The 19,195-nt window shown below is 40.9% G+C and carries 10 protein-coding genes; 7 read left to right on the top strand and 3 right to left on the bottom strand.

The window, feature by feature from the left end; genetic code table 11:
• The first annotated feature begins 448 nt into the window (after nt 1–448).
• The 5 genes from ACLCDV_RS03515 to ACLCDV_RS03495 all read left to right on the top strand — a co-directional run bounded on the left by ACLCDV_RS03515 (nt 449) and on the right by ACLCDV_RS03495 (nt 8,443).
• Nucleotides 449–3,673 (top strand): SusC/RagA family TonB-linked outer membrane protein, encoded by a 3,225-nt coding sequence (locus ACLCDV_RS03515; protein ID WP_317668424.1) that lies wholly within the window; start codon nt 449–451, stop codon nt 3,671–3,673.
• A gap of 12 nt (nt 3,674–3,685) precedes the next feature.
• Nucleotides 3,686–5,269, top strand: a complete 1,584-nt coding sequence (locus ACLCDV_RS03510) for a SusD/RagB family nutrient-binding outer membrane lipoprotein (RefSeq protein ID WP_411972921.1) — start codon at nt 3,686–3,688, stop codon at nt 5,267–5,269.
• A 74-nt stretch (nt 5,270–5,343) separates the two neighbouring features.
• On the top strand, nt 5,344–6,780 hold the full coding sequence (locus ACLCDV_RS03505) for an alpha-L-fucosidase (RefSeq protein ID WP_411972920.1): 1,437 nt from the start codon (nt 5,344–5,346) through the stop codon (nt 6,778–6,780).
• A gap of 161 nt (nt 6,781–6,941) precedes the next feature.
• Nucleotides 6,942–7,976 (top strand): sialidase family protein, encoded by a 1,035-nt coding sequence (locus tag ACLCDV_RS03500; RefSeq protein ID WP_411972919.1) that lies wholly within the window; start codon nt 6,942–6,944, stop codon nt 7,974–7,976.
• Between the two features lie 65 nt (nt 7,977–8,041).
• Complete coding sequence (locus tag ACLCDV_RS03495) at nt 8,042–8,443, top strand: hypothetical protein (protein ID WP_317668428.1); 402 nt, start codon at nt 8,042–8,044, stop codon at nt 8,441–8,443.
• Here the strand turns inward: ACLCDV_RS03495 and ACLCDV_RS03490 are convergent, their stop codons facing one another.
• From ACLCDV_RS03490 to ACLCDV_RS03480, 3 genes are all read right to left on the bottom strand, one after another.
• Nucleotides 8,444–10,807 carry a glycoside hydrolase family 3 N-terminal domain-containing protein gene (locus ACLCDV_RS03490; protein ID WP_317668429.1) on the bottom strand — a complete coding sequence of 788 codons (2,364 nt, stop codon included), beginning with the start codon at nt 10,805–10,807 and terminating at the stop codon, nt 8,444–8,446.
• Between the two features lie 404 nt (nt 10,808–11,211).
• Nucleotides 11,212–11,706, bottom strand: coding sequence for a hypothetical protein (locus tag ACLCDV_RS03485; protein WP_411972918.1), 495 nt, complete (start codon nt 11,704–11,706; stop codon nt 11,212–11,214).
• 93 nt (nt 11,707–11,799) lie between these two features.
• A complete protein-coding gene (locus tag ACLCDV_RS03480) occupies nt 11,800–12,648 on the bottom strand; it encodes a glycerophosphodiester phosphodiesterase family protein (protein ID WP_411972917.1) in 849 nt (282 codons plus the stop codon).
• Nucleotides 12,649–13,207: 559 nt separating this feature from the next.
• Here ACLCDV_RS03480 and ACLCDV_RS03475 point away from each other — a divergent pair.
• Both ACLCDV_RS03475 and ACLCDV_RS03470 read left to right on the top strand, forming a co-directional pair.
• On the top strand, nt 13,208–15,598 hold the full coding sequence (locus ACLCDV_RS03475) for a TonB-dependent receptor (protein WP_411972916.1): 2,391 nt from the start codon (nt 13,208–13,210) through the stop codon (nt 15,596–15,598).
• 335 nt (nt 15,599–15,933) lie between these two features.
• Complete coding sequence (locus ACLCDV_RS03470; protein WP_411972915.1) at nt 15,934–19,134, top strand: SusC/RagA family TonB-linked outer membrane protein; 3,201 nt, start codon at nt 15,934–15,936, stop codon at nt 19,132–19,134.
• Nucleotides 19,135–19,195 lie beyond the last annotated feature (61 nt).

Here is a 19,195-nt window from a genome sequence, read left to right as displayed (position 1 = left end):
TTTAATCATATTCTTTGTTACAATTAACATTGATATTAAAAAAGATATACCAACATTATAGCTAAAAATAAATATCTGAGTAATACTTTTTAAAAAATTTAAAAAGAATTTTGAACTTAACAGAAAGACTACATATCTTTAACATCATAAACGCTAATACTGAATCACATTAAGAAAAGTACCTTCATGAAAATTCAGGAGAAAAACATACTAACGATGATATTATAACATATCATTAAAAATACCGAGGAATAACTTTTTAATGCAATCATAAGATATTATACAAAGAATAAATACACGAAATGCGCAACCGATTGCGAAACATAAATTATATAAACTTTTACATCTATTAAAAATAAACACGTCAAGTTTAAAGCACACTGCATTAAGCCATGATAAATTAATAAACAGTACAATTAACTGACACATTTACACAAATACCTAAAACATGAGTCTATTTTACAAAAGAACTGCAGGATTAGCGTTATGTACACTCTTTAGTGCTACATCACTCTACGCGCAGCAAAGCATTACTGGAAAAGTTTCAGATGCCAATGGACCTATTTCTGGCGCAACCGTTACTGTAAAAGGAACAACAAGAGGTACTCAGACAGGAACTAACGGATCATTTACTATCCAGGCCGCACAAGGTGAAACTCTACGGATTTCTATCGTAGGTTACAAACCACAGGAAATTGTAGTTGGTCAAACTAAAACGATTAATGTATCCTTATCTCCAGACGCTTCTGCCTTGGAAGAAGTTGTCGTAACCGCAATGGGTATTAAGCGTGAATCAAAAGCACTCGGATACGCTGTGAGTACGATTAAAGCTGATGAGATTACAAAAGCTGGAAATACAAACTTTGGATCTGCATTATATGGTAAAGCTTCTGGGGTAAAGATAACAACTGCTCCAGGAGGATCCTCTAGTGCTGTGAATGTTCAAATACGCGGAATTAACTCACTTAATTATCAGCGTCAGCCATTGTATGTCGTTGACGGTGTAATTATCCGGAATGATGAACAATATGGAAGCAAGGGTTCCAATAACAACAACTATTGGGATGATCAACGTATACGTGGTAATGGTATGTTAGATATCAACCCGGCCGACATTGAAAGTATGTCAATATTAAAAGGATCTGCGGCTAGTGCACTTTATGGCTCTGACGCGGCTAGTGGAGTTATAGTAATCACTACTAAAAAAGGAATTAAAGGTAGAGGCTTAGGAGTCGATTTCAATTATACTGGATCTTTGGAGCGCGCAGCTTTCTTACCTAAATTTCAAAACATTTATGGCCCCGGTTATGATGCCGCAACCAATTTAGCAAATGGTGCCACTGAAGAAGGCTGGATTGCGGATGCGAATTCTCCATCGGGAAGACGTCCATACTTTCGTTCATACGGTAACTTTGGTCCAAAATTTACTGGCGAAGAGGTAAGCTGGTGGGATGGTTCAACTAAAAAATACGAAGCACGCGAAAACAACTATAGAGATATTTTTGATACTGGTTACAATTCTAATATCAACTTTGCGATTTCCAATCAAACCGAAAAAGTGAACTATCGTTTGAGCGGCACAAGGATGGACTATAAAAGCACAAGCCCCGGTTCGAAGCAAAATAGAAATACCTTTAACCTAAATAGCTCTGTAAAAATGCACGATAACCTCTCATTGGATGTCGTAGCAAATTACACCAATACCAATACACATAATCGTTCACAATTATTGGGACAGGTATTAGGTAATTTTGGGGGATTTTTCAGCCGCACTGAAGACATGTCTGTCCTTAAGGAGAAATACCAAACAACAGATGGATATAAGTATTCCGCATTCGGAACGGGACGTGATGAGGATTTTAAATATACGATTCGTCCATACAATTTGCTGGATTATTTCTGGTCTCAATACAAAAATAGTTACGACGAAACAGAAAATCGTTTGTTGACTAGTGCAACCCTGAATTGGAATATTGTTGATCATTTGAAACTTAGAGGTAGAATAGGAAACGATTTTACATCCGCGGCGATTACGAACAAAAAATATAACGAATATGCTACTCGTTATAACTCCTCAGGCAGTAGTTCCGGAGGATTTGAGACATCAAAAGGGAACTATTCTATATTGTACGGTGATATCTTGATGACCTATGCAAATAAGATTAACACCGATTGGGATTATAGTGTGAGTGCCGGATTTCAATCTCGACAAGAGAATTACGACGACCAATCTTCAGCCACTGCTGGTGGTTTAGTTACAGAAAACTGGTTCAGTCTAAATAATAGCTATGGACAATTAACAACCTCGAACGAGCGAAAAGAGAAATTAAAGTACGCTTACTTTGGAATGGCCAATATCGGCTATAAAGGCTTTGCTTACCTTGACGGAACATTTAGGTCCGAATATTCTTCAACTTTACCAACAGCTAACAACAACTATCAATATGGGTCTGTTAGTGGAAGTTTTATTTTCAGCGACGCTTTCGGCTTAAAGTCTGAAAAATTCAATTTTGGAAAACTAAGGGCTTCATATGGAATAGTAGGTAATGATGCACCTATTTATGCCGCTAATATTGCAAACTCCCAATCTGCCATTGCATCAATTAATGGATCCGTTCCTTCCTTAACTTATGGTGCTGCCTACGGTAACTTGGGATTAATGCCAGAAACTAAATATGAATGGGAGTTCGGATTGGAGCTCAAATTTCTAAAAAATAGATTAGGGTTAGATATCAGTTATTACGACAATTACATCAAAAACCAAATCCTAGGGTTAACAACACCAGCCTCTACCGGTGCGACAACACAAATCGTTAACGTCGGTCGTGTAGCCAATAATGGTTTAGAGGTATCGCTTACAGGAACACCTATTCAACGTGAAAACTTCACTTGGAATACACGATTAAATTACTCGTTCAACAAATCTGTTTTAGAGAAATTGACACCTGGAGTTAATGAACTTACTTTCTACAGTGCTGACGAAAATTCACTACGAATTGTTGCTAAAGAAGGAGAAAAATTAGGCAATATTTACGTTTATGATATTGCAAAAGATGAGCATGGCAACAACCTAATTTCCAACGAAGGTTACTACGTTATTGATAAAACAAAGTACAAACAAGTCGGCAATATATTACCGAAAGCGATTGGCGGTATGACCAATACCTTTAATTATAAAAATTGGGCTTTAGATTTCACAGTCGATTATCGTTTCGGTGGAAAAATGGTTTCTGAAAACCAAAAATATGCAATGGGAACTGGTGCCTATGAAAACACGCTTGACTATAGAGAAACAGGAATTACCTTGGATGGAGTAAACCAAAATACAGGAGCAAAAAATGATGTTCATCTAAGCGCAGCAGAGTACTATATGAATACCTTTGCTTGGGGAGCAGATTCGTGGACAGAGAAGGGCGCTGTATATGACAATTCATACATAAAAATGCGTGAACTATCAGTTAGCTACCGTATTCCGTCTTCAGTCACTCAAAAACTTAAACTGAATAACGTAAGAGTGTCATTGTTGGGCAGAAACTTATTTTACTTCTACAGAACCCTTGAAAATATAGATCCAGAATCTCCAGTTGGAAACCAATGGTGGTCACAGGGCGTAGACGTTGGATCGAATGCAGCAACAAGAAGTTTTGGTATTTCACTGAACGCTAATTTTTAATTGTTATTAATCATGAATAAATCACTTTATATACTATTATTCTTAACGCTTTCTACTTTGGGTTTTACAGGATGTAAATCCCAATTAGAGAATGCTTTTGAAAATCCGGATCAAACAACAGAGGCAAGTATTCCTGGTTTTTTTACCGACATACTAAATAATGATCGAGTTAGACCATCATATTGGCATTATAGGACTTTTCTGCTATCAAGGCAGTCTATATATACGCAAACCTCTTCTTTTATTCCTTCAAATAACATGTATCAGCCTAATGATAGCTATTCATACGATTATTGGAAAGATTTTTATTCACCAGGCGTATTAGGTGTTTATAGAAAAATGGAAGTCGCATATACTGCATTACCTGCTACTGAAAAAGCTAATCAAGAAATTTTTCTACAAGCGGCAAAAGTAGTCCTCTATGATGAGGCATCCAAATTAATCGATAATTTTGGTGATATTCCATTCTCAGAAGCAGGTAGCCTTCCCACAAATGGGACCATTAAAAAAGCTAAGTTTGATGATCAAAAAGAACTTTACTACGCCTTTATCCAAGATTTAAAAGCAATAAACACCTATTTTTCCACTGCGAAAACTACGTCCTATTTTGGTAAGTATGACATCTTAAGTAAAGGTTCTACAGATAAATGGAGACGCTACGCAAACTCTTTACGCTTACGCCTATTAATGCGAATTTCTAATGTGGATGAAAGTAAAGCAAAAACAGAGGTTTTAGAAATGCTTAACGACCCAAAGAATTACCCGTTAGTGGATGGCGATAATAATGCTAATTACAGTGCAGTAAATTCAGACATTCTTCTACAGCCTCTTACAACAAATACAACAACATTAAGAGACGCGCTGACAGAAGGTAATAATCAATATGCAACTGATTACATGTTGAATAAGGTGATGAAACCTGCCAACGATCCTAGAATCCCTGTATTCTATGATAAGTTCGGTGTAACAAAAGATAAAGTATTTACACCAAACAAGGAGTACAATGCAATGCCAATCACATTTACAGAAAATGAGATCTTGACAAATTATCAGAAATATGCTGTCTTGGATTCTGCTACATTTTTCGACAACAAGTTTCTTCCAGGTATCGTGATGACAGCTTCAGAAACAAATTTCAACAAAGCGGAAGCTTACCTGCGGTGGGGAAATGATGCGACTGCGCAAGATGCTTACAAAATCGCTATTAAACAATCTGTATCATTTTATTACTATCTGAATAATTTAATGGCAAATGAGGGGTTGAAAGCTGAAACGAAACCAACTGATGCGGTAATCAATAACTTTGTTGAAACTTCCACAATTAAATATACGGGAACTTCTACGGCTAAACTGGAATTGATTCTCACACAGAAATGGCTGCATTACGGATTTTTACAAGCCCAACATGCTTGGTCAGAATATAGAAGAACTGGTTATCCTAAAATTACGGTGTTAACTGCTGGCCTAGCTAATTACGCAACACCTCCGTTAAGATTCTTATATCCAACAGGTGAAATTTCGAACAACTCCGAAAACTACGAAGCTGTTCGCTCAAAAGACACCAGAACAACAAAAATCTTCTGGGATGTTAATTAACGCATAAACTACATCTATCTTTAAGAAGGCCACCTTAGGTGGCCTTCTTTTTGTCATTTTCATTATCTTTATCTATGCAAAAACTAAAAACCATTATATCCTCCGCATTGATCGTATCAAGCGCAACACTTGCGTTCGGCCAGGCACACAACGTATCCGCTGGCTATCATAAACCGACTGATCCCTTAGTGATTGAAAATCTTGAACAATGGCAAGATATGAAGTTTGGTCTTTTCATGCACTGGGGTACCTATAGTCAATGGGGAATCGTCGAAAGCTGGAGTATCTGTCCCGAAGATGAAGGCTGGACCCAACGTAAACCCGAACATGGTAAAACCTATTTTGAATACCTCCAGAACTACGAAAATCTACAGACCACCTTTAATCCTACGGACTTCAATCCACAAAAATGGGCCAATGCCGCAAAAGCTGCCGGCATGAAATATGTCGTCTTTACAACAAAACATCACGATGGATTTGCCATGTTCGATACCAAAGAGTCGGATTATAAAATCACTTCTTCCAAAACGCCATTTTCCACAAACCCAAAGGCAAATGTGACCAAAGAAATCTTCAATACCTTCCGCAATGACGGTTTTAAAATTGGTGCTTACTTCTCCAAACCGGACTGGCACTCGGATTACTACTGGTGGTCCTACTTTCCACCAAAAGACAGAAATGTAAATTATGACCCTAAAAAATATCCGGACCGTTGGCAAAAATTCAAAGATTTCACCTACAATCAAATCAACGAACTGACCTCAGAATACGGAAAAGTTGATATCCTTTGGCTGGATGGTGGCCAGGTACGCCCTTTAGAAACTGTCGATAAATCTGTTGACTGGCAACAGACGATCAAAATGGATCAGAATATTGACATGGACCGCATTGGTGGCATGGCAAGAAAAAATCAACCTGGCATTATCGTTGTCGACCGTACAGTACCTGGAAACTGGGAAAATTATGTCACACCCGAACAAGCCATTCCTGAACATCCCTTGGATATTCCATGGGAAAGTTGCATCACTATGGGAAATTCGTTCAGCTATGTGCCCAACGACCAATACAAACCGACCAAAAAGATTGTTGAAACATTGGTAAAAATTATTTCCCGCGGTGGAAACTACCTTTTAAACATAGCCCCTGGTCCTACAGGAGATTACGATCAGGCAGCATACGATCGCTTGAACGAACTGGCAGCCTGGATGAAAATCAATCAAACTGCTGTGTTTGCAACACGTACGATTGCTCCATATCACCAAGGTGACTATTACTACACTAGAAGCAAAGACAGTAAAGTGGTCAATGTATTCCATCTTTCTGAAGGCGATACTTACCAACAGCCCAATGAATACGTCTTTCAAGTACCTGATAATTTTAGCGTAAAGAAAATCGCTATTTTGGGTCATAAAGGTAAATTGGACTGGTCTCAACGTGGTAACCAAATTACCTTGAGAAGCCCTAGTACACGATTTAGTTATGCGACTGCAATTCAATTGCAAAGCAAATAATATAAAATTCCGTTGGATATAATCCAACGGAATTTTATCAGTTAACAAGGTCATTGTTTACCGATCACAGCCTGAACATCTCAATATTCCCAAAGCCTCTGCTCAGGAATAAGAAAATAAGTCATCAACAAACTATGGGGTTTTTAGAACCTTAAATTCCAATGAAAAAAATCAACCTATTTCCACTATTTATCCTTCTTTTCCTATCCTCATGTACAACGTATAAACCTCAGATCCTGGTATCGGAGCAAATTTTTAAAACAGGTCAGGTTCCATTCCAACAATGCCATGCTTCCACGATTCAAGTCATCGGAAAAGACAGTTTATTGGCGGCCTGGTTTGGTGGTACACATGAATCTAACCCCGATGTTGTTATTTGGAGCTCACTGTATAGCAACGGCCAGTGGCAGCGTCCTGTACAGATTGCAGATGGCATCCTTGCTGACAACCGCTTTCCTACATGGAATCCTGTCTTCTATCAATACCCGCACAGTGACACCTTATCTTTGTATTATAAAATAGGGCCCAACCCCAGAGAATGGAAAGGCTATGTCAAACATTCGCTGGATAAAGGAACGAGCTGGTCTGCACCGCAGCGATTGCCTGAAGGTATATTGGGGCCTATCAAGAATAAACCGCTCACCTTGACAAACGGACTGCTCCTCTCCCCTTCCAGCACAGAGTCCAAGGAAGAAATCTGGAAAGCACACCTGGAAATCAGTCACGATCATGGTCGTTCCTGGTCCATCAGTACGATACGTCCCGATACCAGTATTCAGGTTATTCAGCCAAGTGTGATCCAACATGCGGATGGACGCATTCAGGTGCTCTGTCGAAGTAAAGAAAATAAGGTGATGGCCGCATTCTCAGCAGATGAAGGCCTCACCTGGGGCCCCTGGCAAGCCACAAACCTGCTTAATCCCAATTCAGCCACCGACGCCATCCGCTTAAATAATGGTTTATTTATGATCGTCTTCAATCCGGCCATCGCTGGCAACGACTGGTGGGAAGGACGCACAAAACTGCATGTCGCCATCTCAAAGGATGGCTTACAATGGAAAGATGTCCTAACTCTTGAAGATGGGGTAAAGAACGATGAGTATTCTTATCCGACAATTATTCAGGACACAAACGGTCTTATCCACATCACCTATACCTGGAATAGGAAAAGTATCAAGCATATTGTGCTCAAATAAGTATGCTAGTTGTAACAAAAATGGCAGTAACTTCGTTGTATGCTAAAAACCAAGTTATGAGATCAATGTCAAAAATATTAACATCATTAGCATGTATCGTATGCGTAGGTTGCTCAAAGGAAGCTGCTAATCAAAACCTGTATCTCGAGGGAAGTTATTCCGGAAAATTTATAGTCAACTATAAAAATCAGGACCAAACCTTTACTGGAGACGTAACTGTACGGTTTAAAGCGGACAGTTTCTTTTGTACAGCAAACAAAAACAGATTTCCCGCAGGTGGCTCAGGTACATATGAGATTAATGGCAACCAAATTATTTTCAAAGATAAAAATTTTTGGACAGCAGATTTTGACTGGGCTTTAATATTGAATCACAATTACACCTATTTAGTGGATGGAAACGATCTAACTTTAACAAAAGCTCCCTATCAAAATAACAGCTATATCTATAAATTAACGAAGGATTAATTAATAATCCTTCGTTAATTCCAATGCTCCCTTCAACCGGATATCATCGGAAGATGCGCCGACCAAAAGTTTAAACCTGCCTTTTTCTGTCTTCCATTCATTACCTGCATTCCAAAGTTTGAGGTCCTCCTTGGTCAATTGAAAAGAATAACGTTCTTTCTTTCCTGCGGCAATGTTTTTACGCTCAAACCGCTTCAACTGCATAACAGGTGTCACGACAGAACTTACTTCATCCACAACATACAACTGAGCGACTTCATCGCCCGCCAATTTGCCATTATTTGCCACGTCGAAGGACACCGTACACGCAAAATCATTGCCAGCTTCCTTCAATGAGACCTGTAAATTGGAGTAATCAAAACTACTGTAGCTCAACCCATAACCAAAAGCATACAATGGTTTGGCCGACATTTCCACATAATCGTGATGCTTAGGTTTTGTATGGTTGTAATGTACAGGAAGCTGGCCGACCGAACGAGGTACCGAAATCGGTAATCTTCCAGCCGGATTATAGTCACCGAACAATACATCGGCAATAGCCAAGCCGCCCTCCTGTCCCGGATACCAGGCATTCACGATCGCAGGAACATGTTCAGCTGCCCAATTTAAGTTCAATGGCCTTCCCATAATCGTAACAAGTACAATTGGTTTTTCGGTTGCCTGTATCGCTTTCAGCAACTTGATCTGATCGCCCATCATATCCAGAGAAACGCGATCAAATCCTTCTCCGCTCTCCATATCACTTACCGTATTGGGATCCACATTGGCCGCTCCAGTTGCTTGATACGACGTTTTAAAATCACGTGCACTCGAACCACCCAGGACTAAAACCACCGCATCGGCCTGCTTTGCAGCTGCGACGGCGGCAGCAATATCGGAATTGCTTGTATCACGGATCGCACAACCTTTCACATAATCGACCTTGGTACTGTTACCAACTGCCGCCCGTATTCCCGTCAAGAGGGTCTGAACTTTTCCTTCAGCCTGTGGAGCAGTATAATCGCCCAGCTGATTATAGGCATTGTCGGCATTCGGTCCTATAACGGCTATTCGTTTCAACGATTTGCTTAAGGGTAAGATATGCTGATCGTTTTTAAGCAAAACAATCGACTCGCGTGCCACTTGTCTTGCCACCGTCTTATTTTGTACCGTAGCGACTTTTTGGGCTACCAACTTTTCATCCACATAGGGATGATCAAAAAGCCCCAGATTGAACTTCATTCGCAGTACACGGGCCACTGCTGTATCGAGAACAGCAGGTTCAACGAGCCCCTGTTGGACAGCCTTAAGCAAATTTGAACCATAACCAGTCCCGCTTAGATCGACATCCAATCCGGCATGTATACTTTGTGAAGCCGCTTCTTCTGCAGTCGCTGCTGTTGCATGCCCTCCATTGAGCCCCGATATACTCAGTAGATCCGATACGACAAACCCCGTAAATCCCCAGTCTTTACGTAGAATGTCTTTTAGCAACCAAGGGTTGGCTGAACAAGGAATGCCATCAATGCTATTGTATGCCGTCATAACCGACCCTGCTCCTGATTTTACAGCACGCTCAAAAGGTGGCAGAAAATATTGTCTGAGGCTTCGTTCTCCAAACGATACGGACTCACCATTGTGACCGCCATCTGGAGCAGCATAGGCTACAAAATGCTTTAAAGTTCCTATTATTTTATCACGCTCACCTAGCTTCTCACCCTGAAAACCACGGATCATTGCAGTTCCCATCTGACCGATCAGATAGGGATCCTCCCCATAGGTCTCTTCAGTGCGCGACCAACGTGGATCTCGTGCTAAATCTAATACAGGACCGTAGCCGTTTTTACCACCCACAGCATAAGTCTCCATGGCGATTGTTGATGCCATATCCTGAATCAACCGTGGGTTCCATGTACTCGCCTGTCCGATCGCGGTAGGGAACACTGTTGCACCAATCGCCATATGTCCATGTGGCGCCTCCTCAGACAACAACAATGGAATCCCTAGTCGAGTACTATCCACCATATAACGTTGGATCGCATTTGTAGCGCGCGCAGCTTCTACAGGGCTCAGGCCATTCAGCAAGGTTTTCTGTGTCCAAGGATCGGCACGTAAGGTTGCCCATAATAATCCGATATGCTGTTCTTTTACTGCCTTCCGCAATTTATTGCTGATTGTAACCTGCTTTCCGTTTTTGCTATACATTTCCCAGCCCAGCAATTTACTCAATTGCCCGACTTTCTCTTCCACAGTCATCCTTCCCAATAGATCACTTACCCGTTTTTCAATTGGTAACGTACTGTTCTTATAGGGCAATTGCTGGGCTTGAAGTTGTGGGCAGAGCAATGTCGCCATTGCCGCCATAAGTAATATACGGACTTTCATAAGTGGATTATTATTTATCTAGTTTTCTTCATTAATTGGATCCGGTTTTATTATTTCACATTACCTATGCAACCGGTTTCCAAACCACTAAATTAACGATTTAGCCTAAATAATCAAGTTAAATTTTGATTCCTAATTCTTTTAATAATCATAGGGCGGCAGCATTGGTTTGAACAGCGTTCATCTAAGCAACCTAACATAGGTTCTACTTTATGTACTGAAGTAGAGGAGAGCAAATGGCAAACATCCACGAAATTCATTCTTGCACGTTGGGCAACAACAAAACAGGTAGACAAAGAAAAATTAATGTGAAATATTCAATTGCAACTTCATCAAAATAGAATTGAAAAAAAAATAAAGACGGCAAGCCGTCTTTATTTTGAGTGTTAAAGGAAATATACTACTTATTTTGTTGAAGCAACTCGCTTACCTTGGAAATAGTATTCAACTGGTGCCGCGTATGCTGCAGGATTATTATTGCGCGAAATTAATATGAGCAGATCACCATCAAGCTGTACCTCATAACTTTGGTAAGGATCACTATCAGCAAACTTGATACTTTTCTTCCCTTTATCATAGGTAAATGCGCGATGCTGTCCTTCAGCAAAAATCGAACGTTCAAATGTCAACTTATCATCCCCACATAGTTCTTTACCACGATTGACAGTGAACTTATTCGCTGATTCAGCAAATGTAAATGTATACACATTATCCTTTTCACAATCTTTCGGTTTGTGCTTCAATTGCTCGTTTGTCGTCCCTTTCGCAGACACGATAGGGCTCCATTCAAAACTTTCCAGCTGTTTTTGAAAATTCATAGGTACAGTCACTTCATTTTCTTTACTACAGCTCGTCAGTAAAAAGAGGATAGCAAAACTTCCAGTAAATAATTTATTCATTACGGTTTCCATTAGTTATATCTTGATGACGATCATTTTACCAATATTGCTACAATAAAATCAAGCATTTTTAACTAAACAGATAAAAATAGACTATGAGCCGGAGAGCACTTCGCGCCACAAACTAGGATGATCTGTTTGAATAAGACGTACAAAAGGATATTTCTCCAAAAAAGATCGATAAGCTTTCTTTCCCTCCTGTTCTGTTTTGTCGTCATATTCCCCCAAACTATTCATCCAAAAATAAATGCCCTTTTGGCGCAATGCATTAAGTTTTTCGGTATCAATAAATGATTCATCAAGATGGACAATTGAGGTTAATTTCATCTTTAGTATGGCCGCTAAATCTTTCATGCTGCGTGCCCTCGGAAAAAGTGTAATCGTTGGATTGAGTTTGTAAATCTTGGGCATGTCTTTGTAATCGTAAAGAAAAAATAGTACCTGGTCTTCCATCCCCTCCTGTTCAACAAGCGCATAGGTTTTCTTAATAAACTCTTTGCGATCTTCTTTAAAATCGAGGTCAACAAGGATTTTTCCCTTTGCAACGCGCAAAGCTTCCGATAGGGTTGGTATAACATGATCCGAAGCTTCACCATTCGCCTTTTTGCGTAAGTGAAGCTGTTGAAGCTCGGCATAGGTCTGTTTGGCGACCTCTCCTTGCCCCGTTGTCGTCCGATTGACTGTTTTATCGTGCATCAGCACAAGTACACCATCTTTGGTTGCCCTTACATCTACCTCTACCACGGAAGCCCCCTGCCGAATGGCCTCCTCGATAGCAGCAATTGAGTTTTCAGGTTGCTCCAGATGAGCGCCCCGGTGTGCGGCAATGTGTAAACTTTTTTGATCTAATTTTTTTATTAAATCGTTCGACTGCGCATATAAGTGGGTTGTAGAACTTACTATCATACTCAACAAGATAGTAGAAAATATAATCTTTTTCATTGCTGTATAGCTATCTTTTTGCAATCTCTATTTGTTATACCTTTGAAACTGGCGATCTCGCCACAGTTACATCTCAATCGCATCATGGATTGAATCCTGCACCTATATTGACGGAAAGTAATCCGGTTTGAATGGATTACCTTCCGTCTATGTCGTTCTACTTTTTCGATAACTCGAATGAATCAAGTTAATTTTTCGGGAAGCTTTGCACTCCGCCTGGCATTTGTAAAAAAACGCCCCAAGAATTGTTAATAAACATGTTAACTTTCTAGTATAGAGCAGATCTTTTGTTAAAAACGTAGCGGACTTCCTATTTTTTCAAAATTAGGCATTTTGGCCAAAAACAGTTCAGCTAAAATGTTAATAACAATGTTAATTAACTTGTAATCAACAACCTTTATGTTAACAACTACTTATCAGCAAAACCTATAAAATTTCATGTAATGACATGTGAACTTAAGTTGAATCATGCATATTCGCGGCGTGAAAAACAAAAAATTAGGTAAAAGCTAAGGGTAAATTGAAAGTCGGCTGTCATAAAGATAAAAACTAATCTTTTATGAAACTATCGCCAATCTTACTTATTGGATTATCGCTTCAAGCAGGGCTTACATTCGCCCAGCAACCAGCATCGCCAAAGCAAAAAAATCAGGTTGTGACCGAAACTGTCAAAGGAACCGTGATAGATAAAAATACCAGATTACCACTTACAGGTGCCACAATTGTTATTTCATCCAGTGATGGGACAAAGTCTGTAGGTACAGACGCACAGGGCATATTTCGGCTGCAGCAAGTTCCGGTTGGGCGTCAACAGCTTCAAGTTCGCATGGCCGGATATAAACCAGAAGAATTTACGGAATTACTGATCACCAGTGGACGGGAGAATATGGTCAATGTGGAAATGGAGCCGCAAATAAATGCATTAACCGAAGCTGTCGTCTATGCCAATGCCGGAAAACAACCGCTCAACCAGATGGCAATGACGAGTGGACGCTCTTTTTCGCCGGAAGAGACCAATCGCTATGCTGGCGCCTTTTTTGATCCCGCCCGTATGGCACAGAGTTTCCCGGGTGTTGCTGCCGGCGGCGATGACAATGAAATTATTGTTCGCGGAAATTCCCCCAAAAGCTTGCAATGGCGGCTTGAAGGTATCGAAATTGTAAATCCCAATCATTTTGGAGCCGAAGGCGCTGCAGGTGGCGGAATCAGTATGCTCAATACCATGGTATTGGGAAAATCTGATTTCTATACCGGTGGACTTGCCGCGGAATACAGCAATGCAACAGCAGGTGTTTTTGATCTTAGGTTCCGTAAAGGCAATACCGACAAACGCGAATACACATTCAACGTCGGAGTCCTGGGCGTAGGAGCAACGTTAGAAGGGCCTTTCAAAAAAGGAAGTGACGCTTCCTATTTGATTAGTTACCGGTATTCTTCATTGAGTCTACTGGAAAAAGTAGGTGTAAAAGTTTCAGACACTGGCGTCCCAAAATATCAGGACCTTTCTTTTAATTTTGTATTTCCCACAAAAAAAGCCGGAACCTTTTCCTTATTCGGTATAGGCGGCTTGGGGAAACTTCAACAAACTGCCGAGCGTAATTACGAAAAATGGGAAGAACGAACAGACGCCCAGGATCTAAACTTAAAGTTCAACGCGGGGAGTGCTGGACTAAAACATCAATACATTGCAAACGACAGATTATATTTCACCAATATTGTTTCCATGTCCCTTAGCCGCAATTCGAATAGCACCGATACATTAACACGGGACTATATTTCCAGTCTCTATCACAAGGACAAATTTACAAATACGGCTCTTCGCTATGCGGGTACGCTAAACTATCGCGCCAACAGTAAAAATACAATTAGAGCGGGCTTAAATGCAAGTCTATTACGCTACGACCTCTATGCGCTGTCCTACGACACCGAGCTAACGGCATTAAAAGAGCGTATTAATGAGACTGGGAATACAAGTACTTATGATGCTTTTGCACAGTTAAAAACAGTTTTGAACGACAAACTAACGCTAAATACAGGAGTACATGCAAATTACTTCGCCTTGAGCAAGAGCTGGTCTATCGAGCCAAGACTTGGCCTAAACTGGCGTGTAGCCGCAGATCAAACGATATCCTTTGGGACTGGTCTATATAACCGACTGGAGCCCTTGGTCTACTATTTTGCCAAAAGTAGCGATCAAACAAGCCTTGAGCCAAACAAGCCTCTTTCGCCAACGAAATCTGCTCAGGCTGTTATTGGCTATGAAAAGAACCTAAGCAGAACACTCCGGTTTAAGACAGAAATCTATTATCAGCATCTGTATGATGTCCCGGTATCTACCGATTCCGACATCAACTTCTCCTTACTCAATGTATCGGATATTGCAGCCATTGGTACATCAAACTACCGTCAGCTTATCAATAAAGGAACCGGCAAAAATTACGGCATTGAGCTAACGCTTGAGAAGTCGTTAAGTAAGGGGTATTACTTCATGGCAACGACCTCCTTCTTCGATTCAAAGTTCAAAGCACGCAATGGCAAAGAATACAATACCACATTCAATACACGTTACGTAGGAAATTTATTGATGGGGAAAGAATGGACCGTGGGAAAGAGTAAAAATAATCTGTTCGGTCTTAATGCCAAATTAATTTATGCCGGCGGAAGAAAGTACGCTCCTGTTCTGGAAGAAGAATCGCTTCGTTTAGACGAAGAAGTTATAGACCAAGATCGCATCAATACCCTGACTGCCGATCCCTACGTCCGTGTTGATTTCTCATCAAGCTATCGGGTTAACCGCAAAAAAGTAAGCCATCTATTTATTTTGGATATTCAGAATCTCCTGAATAGAGAAAACACTGTGGGTATGCACTATAATTTCAGCAAACGCATCATTGAACCTCAAAAATGGACCGGGATTATTCCGACCATTAACTACCGGATTGAATTCTAATACCTAATAGCAACACATAGGACTTAAAGGTCTGTCTCCATTCGTATGTCTCCAAAACCCAAATTTGGAGACATACGATGCTATTCCCTTAAAATAGCTCATTCGTTTACTTGTGAATATGCAGCTAAAATCTATAGCTGACAGAAATATCCAAGAAGAGGCACTACATAATCTAATATTATCCTTTCTAAACAAATATTATCCAAAAATCTTTCGGTTTTTAGTCGGGCTGTTACGAAAACGATTGCGAAAAAACGCCGTTATTGTTCTCTTTCAATACTGTAAATTCACTTCACAGAAAATTCATTTTTCAGACCAATTAAATCTAAAAGCCTATGATCAAGATCAAGAACACATCCGTTTCGACGAATCGTTGGATGTACCCGGCAATACCATTATCCTGCTTGTTGCTCGTATCCAATCTGGCAACACAAGCTACTCCCTTTACCTTCGCAATAACCAACAGCAAGCTTTCACTGGCCATGCAGCAGACAACCATTCGGGGTAAGGTTGTAGACAAAGATGGCAAAGGCATCGCCAATGTCACCGTTCAGATTAAAGGAACCAATCTAGCAACATCGACCAATGCAAGTGGTTCATTCGAAATCAAAAGTCAACAGAACGACGCAACATTGGTTTTCACGAGCATCGGTTATAAAAGTATCGAAACGAAGGCACAAGCTGGCAGCCCGCTTACGATCACCTTGGAGAATGAGTCCAAGGGACTCGACGAGGTTGTTGTTGTCGGTTTTGGTACACAGAAAAAAGAAAATGTAACCGGTTCGGTCTCTTCCATCCAGATGTCCGAGGTTGTGGAAAGCAGACCTGTAACCTCCTTGTCGGCCGGTCTAGCTGGACAGGCGCCGGGATTATATGTTAATCAGGGCTCAGGCAGACCGGGCAGTGATGGGGGAACACTACGTGTTCGTGGACAGGGAACGCTCAATAATGCCAATCCACTTGTCGTGATCGACGGTGTTATTGGCGACATGAATCTGATCAACCCGCAAGATGTTGAAAGCATATCGGTTTTAAAAGATGCTGCTTCAGCGTCAATTTATGGTTCAAGAGCCGCAAATGGCGTTATCCTCATTACAACGAAAAAGGGTAAATCGGAGCAGTTTAAAGTTATTTACAACAATTATTTCTCGAGTCAAAAACCATCCAATACCATTGGAATGGTTTCCAACTATGCCAACTATATGGAGCTGATCAATGAAGGTTATCGCAATGGCGATCCAAATGCTAAGCCCATATTTTCACAGGAAAAAATCGACCTTTGGCGCCAGGACGCTGGACAGGATCCATTGAAATATCCCAATACGGACTGGGTTTCGGACCTTTTCCAGAACAAAATCAGCCAAAACCACAACCTTTCCTTTACCGGAGGTAGTGACAAAATCAAATTCTTTGGCTCCTATGGTCTCCTCAACAACCCTGGGATCATCGAACAGGCAACCTATAAACGTCATACCGGACGTATCAATCTAGAAGCTGATGTAAAACCCTGGTTAACGTTGGGAGCCAATATCAATGGTGTCGTTTCCAAAACAGATATTGGTACCAACATCATCGATGATGTCTTTACTTTTGCCGCAGCAAGTACTCCGGGCATGGTACTGCGTGCGCCAGATGGAAGATTTGGTTCGCCAAACAATCCGGAAGATGACCCGCAGTCTAACAACGTGCTACATCGCCTTTATGCGCAGAAAGGTAACATCAACAAAAACCGCTTCGTGTCGCGCTTCTACGGAAAACTGAAACCCATCGAGGGACTTTCCATCGAAGGATCATACACCTATACCTATGACGATGATTTCGTGTACTCTCAACCCGTGTTCAATGACCGTTGGAACTTTTTGACAAATACAATTGCCTCAGCGGGTACAGGCCGTTCGTCGGTAACCAACGAATCGATCAAATCCTACCGCTATTACATGGATGGAATTGCCAAATACAAAAACAAGCTCTTTGAGAAACTGAACTATGAAGTCATGGTAGGTGCCAGCCAGGAGTATTTTAAAGATGGCTGGTTTGCGGCATCCAAACTCGATCTTGTAGATCCGTCCCTGACCGTTCTGAATGCGGCGACTATGGATGCCTCAGCTTCCGGCAATATCACCGATTGGGCTATGCGTTCATTTTTTGGTCGAATCAACCTATCCTGGGATGACAAATATTTGTTGGAAGCCAATCTACGGACGGACGGTTCATCACGCTTTATGAGCGGAAAAAGTAGATGGGGTACTTTTCCTTCAGCTTCCTTTGGCTGGAAAGTTTCCTCAGAAGACTTTTATGACATCAAATGGATGCCTAGCCTGAAATTCCGTGCATCGTATGGCGCCTTGGGTAACAATGGAACAACCGATGAGTCTTTCCGCAAAAACGCCAACATTAACAATTATGAATATCAAGCGCTTTATAATCCGACAAACTATGTGTTAAACAACCAGCTATATGTAGGTTTTGCACAGACCGTATTGAGTAATGCGCTTCTGACTTGGGAAAACACATATATCCTGAATGCTGGTTTAGATTTTGACCTTTTCAATTACAAACTAGGGGGCTCGATCGATGTCTTCAACAAAGTAACAGACAACATCTTAATCAACCTACCCGCTCCTCTGGTTGTCGGAAATGCGACAATACCACGCACCAATGCAGCGAAAGTACGTAATAATGGTGTCGAGCTGAATTTGACTTACCGCGATAAAATTGGCGATAATTTTAAATTCAACATTGGCGGTAACTTTACCTTTATTGATAATAAAGTGGTCAAATTTAAAGGCAATGACAAGTCTATCAGCGGTTCCAATTTACTTCAGGAAGGTTATGCCATCAATACCCAATATATCCTGTTGACAGACCGCATATTACAGACAGATGCTGATATGCAGCTCGTGCAACAGATGATCGATAATGCGCCAATCGATCCAAACACCAATCAAAAAGTCAATCCATTCGCATCCTATGGTACACCTAAAAAAGGAGATCTCTTGTATAAAGACACCAATGGTGACGGCGTCATCAACGACAATGACCGGGTACCGGTAGGTCATGGTACAGCGCCACGGATGACCTATGGCTTTAACATGGGATTCGATTATAAAGGATTTGATTTCTCGGTCTTCTTGCAAGGTAATGCAGGCAACAAAGTCGTCTGGACGGATGGTTATTACACACCTACTGTTCGCTGGGGCTATCAAATCAATCAGGAAATTGCTGATGGCCGATGGACAGAAGGTGCAACAGATGCAAAATTTCCGCGATTGTTGCCTTATACCGATACAAGAAACACCAAAAACAGTGATTTCTGGTTACAGAACAAGGCATTTATCCGCGTAAAAAATATCCAGCTGGGCTATACAATTCCGAACGATATCACCAAGCGGATACAGGTGCAAAATCTACGCGTATTTGCATCGCTGGAAAATTTCTGGACCATTACCAAATATAAAGGTTTCGATCCGGAGATCAGCGGTACCAACTATCCAACAATGAAACAGGCCGTTTTTGGTGTTAGTTTATCCTTTTAAGAAGAAGGGTATGCAACAGGGAATGTGTTCCCTGCCTGAAACGTAAATTATGAACAAAAGT

It is taken from the genome of Sphingobacterium sp. Lzh-3 (assembly GCF_046764375.1).
Taxonomy (GTDB): Bacteria; Bacteroidota; Bacteroidia; order Sphingobacteriales; family Sphingobacteriaceae; genus Sphingobacterium.
This window is presented reverse-complemented; position numbering and strand designations above follow the sequence as displayed.

Bases quoted from the DNA above. Each gene is read 5' to 3' on its own strand.
- ACLCDV_RS03515 (WP_317668424.1), top strand. From the start codon at position 449: ATGAGTCTATTTTACAAAAGAACTGCAGGATTAGCGTTATGTACACTC.
- ACLCDV_RS03510 (WP_411972921.1), top strand. From the start codon at position 3,686: ATGAATAAATCACTTTATATACTATTATTCTTAACGCTTTCTACTTTG.
- ACLCDV_RS03505 (WP_411972920.1), top strand. From the start codon at position 5,344: ATGCAAAAACTAAAAACCATTATATCCTCCGCATTGATCGTATCAAGC.
- ACLCDV_RS03500 (WP_411972919.1), top strand. From the start codon at position 6,942: ATGAAAAAAATCAACCTATTTCCACTATTTATCCTTCTTTTCCTATCC.
- ACLCDV_RS03495 (WP_317668428.1), top strand. From the start codon at position 8,042: ATGTCAAAAATATTAACATCATTAGCATGTATCGTATGCGTAGGTTGC.
- ACLCDV_RS03490 (WP_317668429.1), bottom strand. From the start codon at position 10,807: ATGAAAGTCCGTATATTACTTATGGCGGCAATGGCGACATTGCTCTGC.
- ACLCDV_RS03485 (WP_411972918.1), bottom strand. From the start codon at position 11,706: ATGAATAAATTATTTACTGGAAGTTTTGCTATCCTCTTTTTACTGACG.
- ACLCDV_RS03480 (WP_411972917.1), bottom strand. From the start codon at position 12,648: ATGAAAAAGATTATATTTTCTACTATCTTGTTGAGTATGATAGTAAGT.
- ACLCDV_RS03475 (WP_411972916.1), top strand. From the start codon at position 13,208: ATGAAACTATCGCCAATCTTACTTATTGGATTATCGCTTCAAGCAGGG.
- ACLCDV_RS03470 (WP_411972915.1), top strand. From the start codon at position 15,934: ATGATCAAGATCAAGAACACATCCGTTTCGACGAATCGTTGGATGTAC.